This window comes from Qipengyuania aestuarii, assembly GCF_019711535.1.
Classification (GTDB): domain Bacteria; phylum Pseudomonadota; class Alphaproteobacteria; order Sphingomonadales; family Sphingomonadaceae; genus Qipengyuania; species Qipengyuania aestuarii.
In genome coordinates, this window is sequence record NZ_JAIGNP010000003.1 from 293,190 (window position 1) to 306,079 (window position 12,890).

10 protein-coding genes are annotated in these 12,890 nt (G+C 61.8%); 5 read left to right on the forward strand and 5 right to left on the reverse strand.

What is annotated here, in order from left to right:
• Window positions 1-344: 344 nt before the first annotated feature.
• Window positions 345-626, reverse strand: coding sequence for a hypothetical protein (locus K3175_RS14210; RefSeq protein WP_247710872.1), 282 nt, complete (start codon window positions 624-626; stop codon window positions 345-347).
• Between K3175_RS14210 and K3175_RS14365 the strand changes: the two genes are divergently transcribed.
• Window positions 585-2,165: a site-specific integrase gene (locus K3175_RS14365; protein ID WP_345719353.1), complete on the forward strand. Its 1,581-nt coding sequence runs from the start codon at window positions 585-587 to the stop codon at window positions 2,163-2,165. The genes K3175_RS14210 and K3175_RS14365 overlap by 42 nt on opposite strands.
• A gap of 59 nt (window positions 2,166-2,224) precedes the next feature.
• Here K3175_RS14365 and K3175_RS11170 read toward each other — a convergent pair whose 3' ends face one another.
• The 4 genes from K3175_RS11170 to K3175_RS11185 form a co-directional block, all read right to left on the reverse strand.
• Window positions 2,225-3,013: a hypothetical protein gene (locus tag K3175_RS11170; protein ID WP_221543464.1), complete on the reverse strand. Its 789-nt coding sequence runs from the start codon at window positions 3,011-3,013 to the stop codon at window positions 2,225-2,227.
• Window positions 3,014-3,064: 51 nt separating this feature from the next.
• A complete protein-coding gene (locus K3175_RS11175) occupies window positions 3,065-3,649 on the reverse strand; it encodes a hypothetical protein (RefSeq protein WP_221543465.1) in 585 nt (194 codons plus the stop codon).
• An 82-nt stretch (window positions 3,650-3,731) separates the two neighbouring features.
• Window positions 3,732-4,283: a hypothetical protein gene (locus K3175_RS11180; RefSeq protein WP_221543466.1), complete on the reverse strand. Its 552-nt coding sequence runs from the start codon at window positions 4,281-4,283 to the stop codon at window positions 3,732-3,734.
• A 70-nt stretch (window positions 4,284-4,353) separates the two neighbouring features.
• Window positions 4,354-5,322, reverse strand: coding sequence for an exonuclease domain-containing protein (locus K3175_RS11185; RefSeq protein WP_221543467.1), 969 nt, complete (start codon window positions 5,320-5,322; stop codon window positions 4,354-4,356).
• 354 nt (window positions 5,323-5,676) lie between these two features.
• Here K3175_RS11185 and K3175_RS11190 point away from each other — a divergent pair, with 354 nt between their 5' ends.
• From K3175_RS11190 to K3175_RS11205, 4 genes are all read left to right on the forward strand, one after another.
• Window positions 5,677-9,525 (forward strand): DNA methyltransferase, encoded by a 3,849-nt coding sequence (locus K3175_RS11190; RefSeq protein WP_221543468.1) that lies wholly within the window; start codon window positions 5,677-5,679, stop codon window positions 9,523-9,525.
• 179 nt (window positions 9,526-9,704) lie between these two features.
• On the forward strand, window positions 9,705-10,511 hold the full coding sequence (locus K3175_RS11195) for a helix-turn-helix domain-containing protein (protein WP_221543469.1): 807 nt from the start codon (window positions 9,705-9,707) through the stop codon (window positions 10,509-10,511).
• Window position 10,512: 1 nt separating this feature from the next.
• Complete coding sequence (locus K3175_RS11200; protein ID WP_221543470.1) at window positions 10,513-12,693, forward strand: DEAD/DEAH box helicase family protein; 2,181 nt, start codon at window positions 10,513-10,515, stop codon at window positions 12,691-12,693.
• Window positions 12,694-12,695: 2 nt separating this feature from the next.
• A complete protein-coding gene (locus tag K3175_RS11205) occupies window positions 12,696-12,890 on the forward strand; it encodes a hypothetical protein (protein ID WP_221543471.1) in 195 nt (64 codons plus the stop codon).

Below are 12,890 nucleotides of genomic sequence, written 5' to 3' on the forward strand. Positions count from 1 at the left end.
CGACAAGTCATGAGAAGAAAATGGCAGGGGTGACAGGAACCCCAGCCAGAAATCGCCCAAGCATCTGAAAGCTCTCGTTTCCCATTCCATCTCTGCCTTGGTTCGCCACGGCAGGGTGCCACGGAAGGGGGCCACGGCACATGTGCGGCATTCAGAACGTTTCCCGCAAGCAGGGCACGTATTACTATCGCAAACTCATACGTTTAGGGGCTGATAAGCCTTTTCGGATACGCTTCTCGCTCAAGACAACCAGCCGCAGGCGCGCGGGTCTGCTCGCGCCGGCCCTGACTTTGATTTGCGAAAGGGTCGCGATGAACATGATGAGCAAGATGGCGGGCGACGGGCTAGACGCCGCGCAGCGGGCGGAGATCTTTCGGCGCCAGATCCTCGTCGAGCGCGATCGGTTGGAAGCCATGCATGCGAGCCTTCACGTCCTTCCGCCCGAAGACCACGATGATATCGGCAAGGCCCTGACACTGCGGCTGGGTGCAAGCGAAATGGCCGCTCAAGACGGCGCGATGCAGGGCAAGATCGAGGATTTCCTCGTCGCTCGCGTCGATCCCGACAATGACGATGAGGACATCGTGGTCCTCGCCTGGTCGGATCTCGCCGCGTCGATCGAGCACGAAGGTGCCGAACAGGCGGCAGTCGCGCGGCTTGCCGAGCTTGGCCTGATGCAGTCGGCGTTGCGGGAGGCCATGGCGCGCAAGGTGGTCAACGAGGCGCGCATCGTCGCGATACGCGAATTCCGGGAGGTGCTGGCTAATCCTGGTTCAGCATACGCGCCGGTCCCGCGAAACGAATACGAGCCGACATCGAAAGATGTCATCCCTGCGCCGATCCCCTCAGCGCCTTCCCCCGCCCAGCCCGCGGTGACAGGTCCTTATGCGACCATGACCGCGACCGAAGGCCTAGAGAAATTCTTCGAGCATAACCCCCGGACCGGTGGCAAGGATGGGAAATCCAGACGGAAGAACGGGCAGGCCTGGACCGCGAAGACGCGCAAACAGGCAAGGGTCGCCGCACGTTTTCTCGATGATGTCATGCAAGGCCGGCCGCTCGCCCAGATCACGCACGATGATTTAGTGAAGCTCAACTACTGCTTCGACCGGGTTCACGGTGCGACACTCCTGCGGTCGCCCAAACAGCAGGATATGACCATCCTCGAAATCGTCGACGAATACGAGGCTCTGGTCGCTGAGAACGAAAAGCTTGCCGCGAAGCAGCGACAGAAGCGCGGGCCCGAGAATTGTGAGACCGATGCACCGGCCCAGTTGACCCGAAAGGACCTTGGCCTTTCTTTGGTGACGACCAATCGCCACTTCGGCTTCCTGCGACAGCTGACGGATTGGTTCGCGCGCCACCATCCCATTGCGGCGCTGGATTACAGCGCCTTCATCATGAAGAAGCAGGGCAATGCACGGGAGGATCGGCAGCGTTACACGGAAGAGCAGGGGCGGATGATTTTCAGCCTTCCGCCGTGGACTGGCACCTCATCGCCCAAGCGCCGAATGCAGCCCGGAACCAGCATCTACCACGATTCTTGGTATTGGGTGCCGATGATCGCCTGGTATACCGGCATGCGTCTTGACGAAATCAGCAGCCTGGAGCTCGACGAAATCGAGTTCGAAGGCGGGCACTGGCAAGTCCAAGTAAAGCCGAATTCGCTGCGCGGCCTGAAAACGGGTAGCTCAAAACGAGTTATGCCGGTCGCGAGCGAATTGCTTCGACTGGGCTTCCACAACTACGTGGAGGCCCTTCGAGATGAAGGCGAATGGCTTCTCTTCCCTGAACTGCTGCCGGAAAGCGGTATAGGGACCTTGGGCCGCGCATTCTACAAGACGCGGTGGACTCACCTGGCCAAGCAGCTTCCGTTTCTTGTAGATGGGCAGGCCAACCACTCGTTTCGCCACACTGCCATCGACGCGATGAAAGCAGCTGGCATCTCGAGCGAAATACGAGCAGATTTTGCTGGGCATAAGCTCGCCTCCGAAACTGAGGGCCGCTATTCGAATGCCCACATGAAATTGCTCCGCAATGCTGCGGAAACCATCCCCCAAGTTACCAAGGACCTCGACCCCCACCCCATCAACTTGCTTCCGAAACGCCTCCGGCAGCCTCGAAAGGCTCGTCCGAAGCGTTCGGATGCACGAGGGTCGAAATAATCAATATGTTGCCTGCCGGTCAGACTGGGCGCTTTCGACCGGCGGGCTGTCTTTAGCACTTAGGCGGCGAGATAGAATTCCGCCGCCATTTGATCAGCCATCCTCATACGCAATTCAGCGAGCGGTGCGGCCACACGGGTTTCGTCCCCGATCCGGCGCAGGAACCAGTCGGCGAGGTTGTAGATCGCGGCAGGCATATCGATGCTGATCCGGCCTTGAGTACGCAGCCAAGCCAGCGTCACCATAGCCGTCAACACGACATCGCAGCTGACATGACGACGGACATCGATCCACTCGTCCGCGGTCCGCGGAAGTTCGACCTCCGTTTTGCCCACGAACAAATCGCGCGGGATTCCCATTCGCAAGCCAATTTCGGATAGATGCGCCCACTCTCGCCCCTGGCCTTTTAGCTCGAGGGCGAGGTCCATATGCGGCCTGATCTCTCCGTAGCGCACGCGCTGGTTTGAGCGAAGCTGGTCCGGCATGAGCAGACCATGCTCCATGGCGCATAGTGTCAGCAGCGGCAGTTCCGCAGCGAGGCCACCGTAAGTCACAACTCGGTGATCCGGGCGATATCGGATATGGTCGAGCAGACCTTCGACCACAGCTTGCTCATCACCGTATTCGCGCTCTGTCCAAGCGGTCAGGCCTTCGATAGCCATCGTGCGGTCATCGTCGACGACGAGGTCAAGCGCCGCAGCAGCGAATATCCGCTTACACGCCTGCTTATGGCGTTTGCGACCTTGCCTCTCCAGCTTCGCCACCCCCGCCGCATCAATGGCGCGGTAATCCTCGTGGAGATGCTCGTCCCACGCGGACTCGGTATCGATGAACGTCAATTTCAGCATCGTAATTTTCCTTCTTCAGGTTGGACCCGCCAACCAGCCCCCTTCCAATGCTTAGAACCCGACGGGCCGCGCCCGCTCGATTGCTCTCCACGCTTGCCAAGCCGCGCTGAGGGAGTTCCGCTCGTGCCGGGAAGCGTGCGACGATATGAAGGCCGCCCACAGGCCTTGCGCTTCATCCGGTGCCCTCCGCGCCCGCGACAGAATGTTTGAACCGGGGCCCGCACGCTCGATCTGATACGCGGCGGCGATCTCTTCCAGCACGCTGTTCGCGAACTCCAGCGGCATGATCTCGAGATCCGGGCGTTCCCTTTGCAGCAGTTGCAGGTCGGCCGGTGGCAGCGGCCCACTGCTGGCGAAAGCATGGCGCAAGTAATGCTGCGGCGTGCGCGACGCGCGTGCGATCAGCGTTGCGCCGTCCGGAATGCGCTCGGCGATACCAGTAAGGATTTCCGCGCGGGTCGCCGTCCTGTCGAAGGCGCGATGATCGATAGAGAACCGCGCCACCGATTTCGGACAGCGGGTGACGGTGAAGATCGCGGTCGATCGGATCGCCGACCGGGGGGAGAATTCGTTGCGGTCGCGGATGATGGCGAGCGAGCACACGGTTTGCGGATGTCGCCTGGAAGTTTCGGCCATGGAAATGGTCCCTTGCTGTAGAACGAGAAAGGGCGGCGCTCCCCGTTGGAAGCGCCGCCCTTTGTGTCTGGTGTGGAGGCTGTCAGGCCGCGGCTTTGTCGACCTCGACTGCGGTGCCGTCTGCATGGAACGCGAAGGTAGTCGCCTCCCATGCGCCGCTCTCCAGCACATCATCCAGATTGTTGGCAGTGACCTTGATCCGGATGGCGGCTTTGGCGTGGGCCATTTGCTTCGTAGCCTTCTTCTGCACCGGCATTTCGCGCAGCACCCCGCGCTCGTCAGCCGCGAATTGGCGGGTTCCGTCGTCGGTCACCAGGACCAGCGGTTCGTTCTTGGCGACGTGCGCAGGATGGACCTTCACCATGGCGACGCTGTCCAGCATGCGATAGACAAGGAAGTACCAGGCCGGCGCGTCCGGAAAGCGTTCGTCGCTGTACACCGCGAATATGGCATCCTGCCTATCCTCCGCCGCTTTGCGGGCAATGCCCTCGAGGATCGGCCACGTAACGCTCTGAATACCGCCGAATGTGATTGCGGCGCTGGTCGTGCCGTTGACCGGCAGGCCCATTTCCAGACGAAGGGCGAGCGCGTTCGCCCGGTGGGCTTCCAGCCCACCAGTTTGGGTATTGTTCATCAATCTGTTCCTTATTTCGGTGTGACGGCGTGTTCGCCGGAGCCTTTTCCCTCAACTGGATGGCCCACCATCAGCGCCGCCAGTGCGCCACTTCCACTTTCCGGTTCACCGGTTCCCACGTCCAGTCGGCGCGATAGCGCTCGATCCAGTCGACAGGGACGATCGTAGGATCGCGGCCGACCAGTTCGTGGTACCAGGCGATCTCGGCGTCGTGCTTTGCCTCCCGCACGAGTTTGTGAAACACGCCGTGATAGGAGCGTCGGTAGCCGCGCCGATATGCGTCCTTCTGTAGGCGATGTGGAAGATCGCTTGCTTCGAAGCGCCAACTGGGCGCCTTCGCTCCTTCGAGGGCGTGGGCCATAACAGTGCGCCCGTCTTCGCATACATGTGCGAGGAGATTGACGAGGCTGGCGACATCGTCACCCGCGCGATGAGCCGTGGGATTGAACATCCCGGCCTGCGTCAGCAGGTAACCTTGCGCGCGGCCATCGAAGCCGAGGGCCCGCCAATCAACATCCTCCATGGCGCAGATCCACGGCATTGCACCGACTTCCGGCACGAGCTCCTCGAGGTGCCGCCGATCGAAATTTGCATGAAAGGCCAGGCAGGCGTCCGCTTTGGCAAGATGGTCGGCGATTTGCTGCGGAACGAACCGCTTGCCCTTCACCATCTCGTCCGTAATCCCGGTGAGCCGGCTGATTTCTGGTTCTATCGGACGGCAAGGCTGTTGCATGCCGCTCCTCGAGCTATGCACGGCAATAATGCGACCCTGATCGTCGATGACGATCATCGCGATAGCAATTTCAATCAGTTCGTCGTATTGCGGATCGAGGCCCGTAGTTTCTGTATCGATTACTGCAATTTTCGTGTGAGGCCGCCCCGCGACGGCGGGCGCCTGCCATTCGGAAAGCGGCGTGATGCGGCGCAGAATCCGCACATCCTCGTCGGCCTGCGAAGGCCGGCAGGTGCTTATCGATGTCATGATATTCTCCTCGGTGGCTGTGACACGAAGATGTCGCGGCGAAGCCTTTTCCTTCACCACTTCACCCTCGGCCGCTTCGTCAGCCTCGAGAATTCAGCCGCCTGCTTGGGAGGGCAAGATTTTCCCAATGAGGATGCATACGACGCTTGGAAAGCACACACCTAGTGTTCGTTTTCAGCCTTCTTTTCAGATATAGGACGCTACCCAGCGCGGGCAAATCCAGCCACGGCGTTGCTTGCGCTTGCCTGAAAATCAATGCACGCAAGCTAGCGAGGCACGATATTACGTTTGCAGATACGGAATCGAACAAAATCAGATACTTCCGAAAATTTCTCGATTTTACCGGTGTTTACGTATCAATTTGAGTTGACTAATTATGGCAACTCCTCAAACCCGTACAGAGGAGGCGGCATGAGAGCTACGGAACTTAATATTCGATCGCGAAGAGAAGCGCTGGGCCTGACACTGGATGACGTTGCGAAGAAGGTTCACGTAACGCGGTCCTATCTTAGCCGGATCGAGACCGGACAGCGTGCGGCAACCGAAGAGCAGGCAGCCGCTTTGGCCGAAATCCTTGCCGTACCTATCGAACTAGTTCTGATCGAGTGCGGGCGACTTCCGAGCGACGTTCAAGGGGCGATCGCAGCCAATGCGGCCGGCGTGACCGCTATTGTTCGCAGCCACGCTGAACAAGACGCAATAGTCTATTCGGGGATGCCCACATGTCCGCCTGAACCGAAAGGCGCGCCGATCAATTTCGCGCCCCAAACGGCCGCCGTCCTCCCGAAGACGCTTTGTGTCTCGAAGGCAACCACCTCCTATCGGGCGCATAGCTATCATACCAAGGTGCCGCCATCTGCGATCACGCCGTTCATCGAGGCGTTTTCAAGCGAAGGAGATTGGGTGGCTGATCCCTTCTGCGGATCGGGCATGACCGGGGTTGCTGCACTTTCGGTCAATCGCAATGCGCTCCTATCCGACCTATCGCCGGCAGCGGTCCATATCACCCGCAATTACACCACCCCGTGTGACCCGGCAGCCTTCCAACAAGCGCTCGCGGCCGTGGACGAGATGGTCCGGCCCACCATGCGCTGGCTATACGACCCCGATCCGACCACGGTCGGGACCGTTGAATATACCACCTGGAGCGATGTCTTCGCCTGCCCAGGATGTTCTGAACCGATTGTCTTTTGGGACGTCGTCAAGACGATCGAACGCGACCAGATTTCCTGTCCGGCTTGCGGCACCAAGGCGCGCAAGTCGGAGTTGACCTGGCTGACCGAGCAGCCGGTGCAGAGCCACGTCTCGAAAGGGAGCAACCGGGTCACCCACCATGCGCCGACCAAGGCGGAGTTGACGCTGATCGAACAAAGCGAGGCGAGCCCCATTCCCTATTGGCTCCCGTCGGTCGCGTTCGGCAAAGATCGCGAGATGTGGCGTGCCGGCCATCAGGCGATGGGTATCGAGGACGTGCGCGGCTTCTATTCCAGGCGGAACCTTCATGCGCTCGCCGCGCTACGCCACGTAATCGTGACCATTGCCGAAGGAAGGGTCCGCGAGGCGCTGCTGTTTGCTTTTACCGCCTGCGTCAATCGCGCGTCGAAGCGTTATCAGTGGAACGCCAAGCGCCCGACCAATGTCATGACCGGCACGCTCTATGTTTCCTCGCTGCGGTATGAGTGGAACGTGTGGAGCCTGTTCCGCCGAAAAGCGGCAGACGTGCTTCGCTACTACGCCGCATTCCCGAAATCCTCTGCGCAAGCCCAGGTCTATCAGCGTTCTGCAACCGATCTGGGCTGCCTCGACGATGGTTCTGTCGATTTCGTGTTCATGGACCCGCCCTTCGGCTCGAACATCTTCTATGCCGACAGCTCGCTATTGTGGGATGCCTGGCTCGGCGCGCTCACCGATCAAGGCGAAGAAATTGTCGTCAACAAGCAGCGTCCGCGTCATGCCGGAGGCAAGGATATCGCTGAGTATGGCGGGTTGATGACCGACGCCTTCAGCGAAGTCGCTCGGATCCTGCGGCGCGGCGGGCGTGCCACGCTCGCGTTCTCGAATTCGAACGATCGCGTGTGGTCGGCGATGCAGGATGCGATCTCCGATGCCGGTTTCGAAGTCGGGTCCGTCCATCTGCTCGACAAGGGCCAGCCCTCGATCAAGGGGGTGAAAGGCCAGCTCGGCAAAGAACAGGTCACGAGGCTTGACCTGATGCTGTGCCTGGCCCACCGCAGTCGGCCCGCCAGCAAGAACGAGCGCACGCCAGTGACGCAAAGCTTCATCGATCGCGCGATCGCCGAAGCGTTAGCCGAAGGCGTGCAGCGCACCGATCATATCTACTCTCTGGTCTTGCGGGAGGCGCTCCGCGCCGATCTTGCCTCAACAGGAATTACCATGCCGAAAGTGGCCGAACGCTGCGCGCTCGTCGCGAACCAGGATGATCAGGGAAACTGGTCGCTTTCCGAAACCGTAGACCCGAGCAAAGGACAGGATTTTGTCGCGGGCTATCTCGAAAGGCCGAACGCCCTTCCGACGACATCCCATCCGGACACGGTAGACCAGGCGCCGCGCCGACAGCGCGTTGCCGGCGGGCGCAACACGAGTCTCTATCTGGCGCATAGCTATCACACCAAGGTGCCGCCTGAAGCCATCACGCCCTTCATCGAGCATTACACCCAGCCCGGTGACGTGGTGATGGACCCGTTCAGCGGTTCCGGCATGACCGGCGTTGCCGCGGCGCTTGCCGGACGGCGAGCGATTCTCAACGATCTCTCGCCTGCTGCCGCGCACCTGGCCTGGAATCACTCGCGCCCGTGCGACGTCGACGCGCTGACGAAGGCGTTTGGCGCGCTCGAGCGCAAGGTTGGGAAGCGGTTCGCCGAGATTTACGACACGATCGACGAAAGCGGCGCTCCCGCTACGATCTGCTGGACGATTTGGAGCACCCGCCATCGGTGTCCGACCTGCGCTAAGGAATTTCTTCTGTGGGACACCTTCGATCAGGACGGTGGGCGCTTGGGACGCAAGTCCACCTGCCCGCGGTGCATGTCCGAACACGACCGGCGCCGCTTCGAAGTGATCGACAACCTGCCGGCCTACATTGCCTTTGAGCGAACGGATGGCACGCGCGGCTACAAGGCTGCGGACCGCGACGATGTCGCCAAGGCAAGGGCCTTCCGCCGGGAGGATATTGCGGAGTGGTTTCCGACGACGCCGCTCGGGCCCGATCGGGAGATGTATCAGCGCTGCGCGCTGCATCTCCATGGAGTGCGCAGCGTCGCGGACATGTACACCAATCGCAACCTGCTCGCGTTGTCGGTGCTCTGGGCAGAAATCCAGAACGTCGAGGATCGCCGGATCCAACGGGCGCTCGCCTTCGCCTTCACCAACACCGCCTGGCACGGGACGCGCATGCGGCGATACAATGCTCGCGGTGGGCATCGCCCGCTGACTGGGACGCTCTACATCCCGCAACTTTCGTCCGAGGCGAATGTGCTCAACGTGATGCGCAAGAAGGTCAGCCAGCTGGCGACGTTCTATGCCGGATATGCGCCCGTCGCCAACGACCTGCCGGCGTTGATGGTCGGTAGCGCGACCGAGCTTGACGAGGTCGCCTCGGGCAGCGTCGATTACGTCTTCACCGATCCGCCGTTCGGTTCGAACATCTTCTATGCCGATTGCAATGTGATCTGGGAATCCTGGCTTGGCCGCGTGACCGACCCGGCGCTCGAGGCCGTCGTCAACAAGTCGCTCGGCCAAGCGGCGGGCGGCAAGTCGCTCGACCGCTACGGCGCCTTGATGGCAGGGGCGATGCGCGAGATCGCGCGCATCCTCAAGCCCGGCGGATGGGCGACGGTCGTGTTTCACAATACCGACGCCGAGGTCTGGAAGGCGCTTCGCGACGCGGCGGATGCCGCTGGGTTCGAGTTTCACGAAGCCGCTTCGCTCGATCGCCAGCAGCAAAGCCACAAGGGCTACAAGGGTCGGGAGGGCAAGGAGAACGTTGCCCATTTCGACGTGGTCATGAACCTCAGGAAACCGGTTCGCGCTGACAAGAAACGCAGCAAGGTCGCCGAGGAGCCGCTGGATCTCGTCGCCCTCGTCGACAGCGTGGCTAGGGAGCCAGCGATCGCTTCGCATGGCGCGCAGGGTATCCACGCCGAAGTCATGCGTCGCCTGATGTCGCGCGGCAGCCGCGACTTTCCCGACTTTGCCGAAGTGCGAGAGATTTGGGCCGAGCGCCAGCTAGAAGCACACTAACCGCGACTCGGGCACGATCTTCCACCACAACCCGCGCAGCCGAGCCTTAAGCTGTAGATCTCAGCTTAAATAAACTCGCGATATTTCAGCTGTTTAGGTCGAGATTTGCGTTTTATCTGCGTCCAGCTTATTAAGCTGTCGAACTAGTGACACGGTGTCGCTGGAATATCGGAGGCTGCGTGGACGAGATTCTGACACTGGCCGAAGTCGCTGAGGTGCTCAAAATGCCCGAGGAAGTGATCGTCTCGATGGCAGCGGACGGCGAACTGCCCGCGTTTACCGTGCGGGACCAGTGGCGGATCCGCCGTTCCGACTTCGACTCCTGGCTCGGGGAGATGGCCAGCGAGGAAAACCGGCAGCAATCGCGCGGCAAGACGTCGTCTCGGAGTGCCGGTTCGAAAGGGGAAAAAGCAATGGCCGACGGATCATCGGAGCCCGCGGTGTCGCGCCTGACGGTCCGCGCGTCACAAGTCGAGATGCATACGCGCCTGATCGAAGTCCTCGGCAAGCGCGTCCTGCATCATGGGCCGGTCGATGCGAAGCCACTCGAAATCGATCTCGGCGGATCGCTCCCCGTGCGGATCCGCGTCTACATGTACAATGCGACGCGCCCGCCCGGGGGCCGGCCGCTCGGCGAACACAAGGTCCAGCTGATCGTGCCGGGCCAGGGGCGCGCCGAACGCGGTTCGTTCGACCATGGCGACGATCGGGTCGTGTTGCTGATCGGCTATGCCGCCGAAGAGGACGTGTTCATCCTGTGGGATGCTGGTCTCTATTCGAATTTCGCCTGGTCGCGAAACGTTCAGGTCAAGGCCGAGACGATCATCGAGGCGACCGCAGGCAAGCTCGCGACCCAGTTCCGCCAATTGCGCCCGGGCAATGGACCCGCCGTTGTCGAGACCCTGATTGCCACCCCGGCCGAGCGCCTGGCGGAAGCCGTCGACACGCGCATCCAGCTGACCCGCCAACGGTTGATCGAGGGGTGACATGGCCGCGCTGCGCGATCTCTCCCTGAAGAAGGCCTATCACAAGCCCGAGGACGATATCGCCGCGGACTTCTACTTGCCGACCGTGGCCGCGGCGACGCGCTACGATCGTGCGGTCGGCTTCTTCAGCAGCTCGATCTACCAGCTGGCCTGGCCCAGTCTGAAGCAATTCGTCGCGAATGGCGGCAAGATGCGGCTGATCTGCTCGCCGGTCCTGTCGGACGATGATCACGAGGCAATGCGCGAAGGCTATTCAGAGCGCGCCGAGCAGGACGCCGCCGAGCAGATTCGTACCGACTTCGCGCGGCTCCTTGCCGCACCCATGCTCGCGCGCCCGGCCAAAGTGCTCGCCTCGCTTATCGCGGCGGGCGTCATCGACTGCCGGTTGGCGTGGATCGGCGAGGCGGCCGGCGGCCGGCCGCGGCGGCTGTTTCACGACAAGATCGGGCTGCTTGCCGATGGCGCGAGCGAGATCGCTTTCAAGGGATCGATGAACGAGACTTGGCCCGGCCTCGCGCTGGACGGAAATCTCGAATCGGTCGACGTCTTCGTCAGCTGGGGCGGCGAACGCGAGCGCGAGCGCATCGAAGACGAACGCCAGTATTTCGAACGTCTGTGGAATAACACGTGGCCGGGCGTTACAACGGTGCCGCTCCCCGACAGCGCCCGCGCAGATATCGTTTCGGCAGCAGACGCCGCTGGCTGGCCGGAGCTCGTCGACGACATCTGCCTCGAACTTGAGGAAGCATCGAAATGGTCGCCCGAGGCCGATCGGCCCGGAGGCAGGATCCCGCGAGCGCATCAGCGCGAAGCGCTCGATGCGTGGCTCGACGCCGATCGTCGCGGCATTTTCGAGCATGCGACCGGATCGGGCAAGACTTTCACTGCGTTGTGCGCGCTCAACGACGCGTTCCGCCGAGACGAAGTGCCGCTAATCCTGGTGCCCAGCGACCTGTTGTTCCAACAATGGCGCGACGAGCTGCAAGGCTTGTTCGGCCCCAAGGGATTGCAGTTGCTGCTTTGCGGGGCGGGCAACAGCGGGTGGAAGCAGGATACGCGGCTGAGGACCTGGACCCAGTCATCGATGGCGCCGGCACCCCCTCGCGCTGTGCTGGCGACACTTCGGACCGCCGCCTCGCCAGGGTTTCTCGCACTGTGCGAAGGCGGTGAGCACCTGTTCATCGTTGCCGACGAGGTTCACCGTCTCGGCGCCGAGGGCGCCCGCAGCATCTTCGAACTCGACACCGGACCGAGGCTTGGCTTGAGCGCCACACCCCAGCGAGCCGGCGATCCCGACGGTACACAGGCGATCCTCGATTATTTCTCCGGGATTATTCCGCCGCCTTTCGGAATCACCGAAGCCGTCGCCTCGGGCGCTCTGACCCCTTACGCCTACAGCGTCCATCCGGTCGGTCTCGACGCGGACGAGCAGGAAGCCTGGCAAGAATTGACCGACGAATATCGTCGTCTCTACGCCCGGGCGGAGTCAAGCGGCCGGGTGGATGAAGCGGGCATCGCTGCGCGCCTCAAGATGCTGCTGATCCGCCGCGCGCGGATCGTCAAAGCGGCGAAGTCGAAAGTCGCGACCGCCGCCAGCATCGTCAGCACGCATTTCCAGCCCGGCCAGCGCTGGATCGTCTATTGCGACGATCAGACCCAGCTGGGCGAGGTGCTTCGCGCGCTGCGCGACGCCGGAATGGCGGATGCGCACGAATACCACTCGGCAATGGCAGGCGACCGCGCGCGCACGCTCGAGCGGTTCAACAGCCTCGGCGGGATCGTGGTTTCCATTCGCTGTCTCGACGAAGGCGTCGACATCCCTGCTGTGACGCATGCCCTGATCCTGGCGTCCTCGCGCAATCCCCGCGAATTCATCCAGCGTCGGGGCCGGGTTCTGCGCCGCGCCGAAGGCAAGACGCTCGCCTTCATCCACGACGTTATCGTCACTCCCCATGCCAATGACGATGGCGACGGCAATTCCATCCTCGCCGGTGAAATTGTCCGCGCTATCGAATTCGGTTCCCATGCGATCAACCCGGCGAGCATCACCGATCTCAAGATGCTCGCGGTCTCGATCGGGCTCGATTGGGACGCCGCGAGCGGAGGATTCGAGGTCGATGACGACGCCGATACTCACGATCAAGCCAACGCCCGGACGATCCGGCAGAGCCAGCGAGGATAGACATGGCTGATATCAACGACCGCAAGCTGCGCGACGCGAGCATCTCCGAGGTACTGGAGCGCATCCGGGCGGAGGAATTTCCGCACATCGACCGCGAAGTGGTGCGCGAACTGCTCCGCCTCCACGCCGATCCCGACGATGCCGACGATCTCGACCGGGCCGTCGACGACCTCATCTTCGCACGCACGGGAGACTGA

Bases quoted from the DNA above. Each gene is read 5' to 3' on its own strand.
- K3175_RS11170 (WP_221543464.1), bottom strand. From the start codon at position 3,013: ATGCTGAAATTGACGTTCATCGATACCGAGTCCGCGTGGGACGAGCAT.
- K3175_RS11175 (WP_221543465.1), bottom strand. From the start codon at position 3,649: ATGGCCGAAACTTCCAGGCGACATCCGCAAACCGTGTGCTCGCTCGCC.
- K3175_RS11180 (WP_221543466.1), bottom strand. From the start codon at position 4,283: ATGAACAATACCCAAACTGGTGGGCTGGAAGCCCACCGGGCGAACGCG.
- K3175_RS11190 (WP_221543468.1), top strand. From the start codon at position 5,677: ATGAGAGCTACGGAACTTAATATTCGATCGCGAAGAGAAGCGCTGGGC.
- K3175_RS11200 (WP_221543470.1), top strand. From the start codon at position 10,513: ATGGCCGCGCTGCGCGATCTCTCCCTGAAGAAGGCCTATCACAAGCCC.
- K3175_RS11205 (WP_221543471.1), top strand. From the start codon at position 12,696: ATGGCTGATATCAACGACCGCAAGCTGCGCGACGCGAGCATCTCCGAG.